This is a genomic window from Pseudomonas sp. P5_A12 (genome assembly GCF_056400685.1).
The window spans coordinates 1-2298 of the sequence record NZ_JBFUKU010000495.1 but is presented as its reverse complement, the minus strand read 5'-3'; the positions used below and the strand labels follow the sequence as shown (position 1 = coordinate 2298).

Annotated in this window: 3 protein-coding genes; 1 reads left to right on the top strand and 2 read right to left on the bottom strand. The window is 58.2% G+C overall.

Going from position 1 to position 2298, the window contains the following annotated elements; all coding sequences use genetic code 11:
• On the top strand, nucleotides 1–1024 hold a 1024-nt coding region (gene htpG / locus AC1DSG_RS30365), incomplete at its 5' end, for a molecular chaperone HtpG (protein ID WP_477794168.1).
• Nucleotides 1025–1076: 52 nt separating this feature from the next.
• Here the strand turns inward: htpG and AC1DSG_RS30360 are convergent.
• Both AC1DSG_RS30360 and AC1DSG_RS30355 read right to left on the bottom strand, forming a co-directional pair.
• Nucleotides 1077–1943 (bottom strand): pirin family protein, encoded by an 867-nt coding sequence (locus AC1DSG_RS30360; RefSeq protein WP_477794167.1) that lies wholly within the window; start codon nucleotides 1941–1943, stop codon nucleotides 1077–1079.
• Between the two features lie 61 nt (nucleotides 1944–2004).
• Nucleotides 2005–2298 (bottom strand): OsmC family protein (locus AC1DSG_RS30355; protein ID WP_477794166.1); only part of this gene is annotated, 294 nt, incomplete at its 5' end.

The following is a 2298-nucleotide window of genomic DNA, read 5'->3' as shown; positions in this document are numbered from 1 at the left end:
GTACCAGCGTGAAGCGCCGAAAGGCCTGAAGCTGTACGTGCAGCGCGTGTTCGTGATGGACCAGGCCGAGTCGTTCCTGCCGTTGTACCTGCGCTTCATCAAAGGCGTGGTCGATTCCAATGACCTGTCGCTGAACGTGTCGCGGGAAATCCTGCAGAAAGACCCGATCATCGATTCGATGAAGTCGGCGCTGACCAAGCGCGTTCTGGACATGCTGGAAAAACTGGCGAAGAACGAGCCTGAGCAATACAAGAGCTTCTGGAAGAACTTCGGTCAGGTCATGAAAGAAGGCCCGGCAGAAGACTTCGCCAACAAAGAGAAAATCGCTGGACTGCTGCGTTTCGCATCGACCAACGGTGATGAAGGCGAGCAAGTGGTGGGTCTGGCCGAATACCTGGCTCGCGCCAAGGAAGGTCAGGACAAGATTTACTACCTGACCGGCGAAACCTACGCGCAAGTCAAAAACAGCCCGCACCTGGAAGTCTTCCGCAAGAAAGGCATCGAAGTGCTGCTGCTGACCGATCGCATCGACGAGTGGCTGATGAGCTACCTCAGCGACTTCGACGGCAAGAGCTTCGTTGACGTGGCGCGCGGTGACCTGGACCTGGGTAATCTGGACTCGGAAGAGGACAAGAAAGCTGCGGAAGAAGTCGCCAAGTCCAAAGAAGGTCTGGTTGAGCGTCTGAAAACCGCACTGGGTGACTCGGTTGCTGAAGTACGGGTTTCCCACCGTCTGACCGATTCCCCGGCGATTCTGGCAATCGGCGAGCAGGACCTGGGCATGCAGATGCGTCAGATCCTGGAGGCCAGCGGTCAGAAGGTACCGGAGTCGAAACCAATCTTCGAGTTCAACCCGGCTCACCCGCTGATCGAGAAGCTCGACAACGAGCAGAGCGACGAGCGTTTCGGCGACCTGTCGCACATTCTCTTCGATCAGGCGGCACTGGCTGCCGGTGACAGCTTGAAGGACCCGGCCGCGTATGTGCGCCGTCTGAATAAGCTGTTGGTTGAACTGTCGGTTTAACTGCGTTGTAAAAAAACCCGCTTCGGCGGGTTTTTTTGTTCTGGCTGATCGTTCACCGAAGAGGCAGTTCGATCCGCTCACTTTCCCCCGGCACCGTCGGCCAATCCCCGGCCGCCCAGCGCCGCCGTGCTTCGTCGATGGCCGCCGGATCACTCGCCACAAAATTCCAATTGATCCTCCTGGGGCCGTCCAGCGGCGCGCCGCCAAACAACACAGCATGACAGTCGCTTTCGGCAAACAGTGTCATCTCTTCCCCTGCCGGCAACACCACCAGCGAATTCAGTTCCAGTATATCGCCATCCAGCTGCACCTCGCCGCTCAAGACATACAGCGCTCGCTCTTCGTGCTCGGTGGGAATCAGCAACGTGGTCGCCGTTTGCAGGTTTAATTCCGCGTACAACGTAGGAGAAAGCACCGGGACCGGCGATTCCAGGCAAAAGCCTGACCCGGCAATCATACGGATCTTAACGCCCAGGTTATCGCTGACCGGCAAGGTGGCCGCCGGATGATGGCTGTAGTGCCCCGGGCCCTGTTCATGCGCTTTGGGCGATGCCAGCCAGATCTGCAAACCGTGCATGGTAAAACCGCTGTTCTTTAACGCCTCGGGTGTGCGCTCGACATGGGCAATCGCGCTGCCGGCGGTCATCCAGCTGACGTCGCCGGCATTGACCACCTGATCGGAGCCGAGGCTGTCCTTGTGCTGGATTTGCCCTTCAAACAGATAAGTTAAGGTCGACAGGCCGATGTGCGGATGCTGGCGGATGTTCATGCCTTTTCCCGCCGGATACCGGGTTTGCAGCATGTGGTCGAAAAACACGAACGGCCCGACGCTGCGGCACTTGGCTGACGGCAACGGGCGAAGAATCGGCTGGCCTTCGACATCTTCGATGCGGGGGCGGATCACGAGAGGAGTGTTCATGCTGCATTCCAGGTTGAGCGGGTGATGCGTGGAGCATAACCCGCTTGCGTAGCCCTTGCCGCTATTGGCTGAACGCACCTTCGGACAGGTGGGTTTCGATGCTGACATCGGTGGTGGTCATCAGTTTGTGGACCGGGCAGCGGTCGGCCACACGGTGCAATTCTTCGCGTTGCGCATCGGTGAGCACGCCCTTGAGGGTCAGTTTGACGTGCAGGGCGTATTTGCCTTTCTGCTCTTCGCTGTTGTCGCGTTTGACCTCGACCCCGACACCGGTCAGTGGAATATCTTTCTTCTTGGCGTACATCTTCAGGGTCAAGGCTTTGCAAGCGCCCAATGCTGCATCGAAGTAGTCGTG